We start from the raw sequence: 1,305 nt of genomic DNA, 5'->3' as shown, positions 1-1,305 counted from the left end.
GGGATGGGCGACATGGTAGACGCAGCCGCCGACCGCACGTCCCGACCAGCGGTCATAGATGTCGAAGACCAGCGGCGTGTTGACCGGCAGCGCCGGATGCAGGCCCGATGCCGGCTGCCAGGCCTTGAAGCGGACACCCGCCACCGCCACTTCGCGATTGTCAGTGACCTTCATCGACACGATGCGGCCGTTGCAGACGATCGCGTGGCGCTCCGGATTCAACCCTTCGGTCTTGACCTGCAGCCGTTCGACCGAGGAATCGACGAAACGCACGGTGCCGCCGATCGCGCCTTGCTCGCCCATGACATGCCAGGGTTCGAGCGCCTGCCGCAGTTCCAGCTTGATGCCGGCATGCTGAACCTGACCGCAGAACGGGAAGCGGAATTCGAGCTGGGCGTCGAACCATTCGGGCCTGAATTCGAAGCCGTTGAGCTTGAGGTCGTCGAGCACGTCGAGGAAATCGGCCCAGACATAATGCGGCAGCATGAAGCGATCATGCAGCGACGTGCCCCAGCGCACGAAGCGGCCATCGAGCGGGCTCTTCCACGCGCGGGCAATGATCGCCCTGACAAGCAGTTGCTGCGCGAGGCTCATGCGCGCATTGGGCGGCATCTCAAAACCGCGGAATTCAACCAGTCCCAGCCGACCGGTCGGTCCGTCCGGCGAAAACAGTTTGTCGATGCAGATTTCCGAACGATGCGTATTGCCGGTGACGTCGGTCAACAAATTGCGGAACAGCCGGTCGACCAGCCATGGCAAGGGTGCGTTGCCCCGGTCCGGATGCGGTACCTGCGCCATCGCGATCTCAAGCTCGTAGAGCGAGTCGTGACGCGCCTCGTCGAAGCGTGGCGCCTGACTGGTCGGCCCGATGAACAGGCCGGAGAACAGATAGGACAGCGACGGATGGCGCTGCCATTGCAGCACCAGGCTCTTCAGCAGGTCCGGCCTTCGCAGGAACGGGCTGTCATTGGGTGTCGCACCGCCGACCACGACATGGTTGCCGCCGCCGGTGCCGGTGTGGCGGCCGTCAATCATGAACTTGTCGGCGCCAAGCCGTGTCTGCCGTGCTTCCTCATAGATCGCCGTCGTCGTCGCCACGCAATCCTGCCAGTTGGAAGCAGGATGGATGTTGACTTCGATGACGCCGGGATCAGGCGCGACGCGGATGACGTTGAGGCGCGGATCGTGAGGCGGGCCGTAGCCCTCGATATGCACGGGAAGGCCGATCGCCTTCGCCGCGTTCTCGGCCGCAGCGACCAGTTCGAGATAGTCTTCCAGCGCCTCGACCGGCGGCATGAACACGCA

At 64.0% G+C, this 1,305-nt stretch carries 1 protein-coding gene; it reads right to left on the bottom strand.

What is annotated here, in order from left to right; all coding sequences use genetic code 11:
• Positions 1-1,305, bottom strand: a 1,305-nt coding sequence (locus tag EOC06_RS37415; RefSeq protein ID WP_164899003.1) for a transglutaminase family protein, incomplete at both ends; no start/stop codon positions are given.

It is taken from the genome of Mesorhizobium sp. M7A.F.Ca.MR.362.00.0.0, from assembly GCF_004023175.1.
In the GTDB taxonomy this organism is placed as follows: Bacteria; Pseudomonadota; Alphaproteobacteria; order Rhizobiales; family Rhizobiaceae; genus Mesorhizobium.
This window is presented reverse-complemented; position numbering and strand designations above follow the sequence as displayed.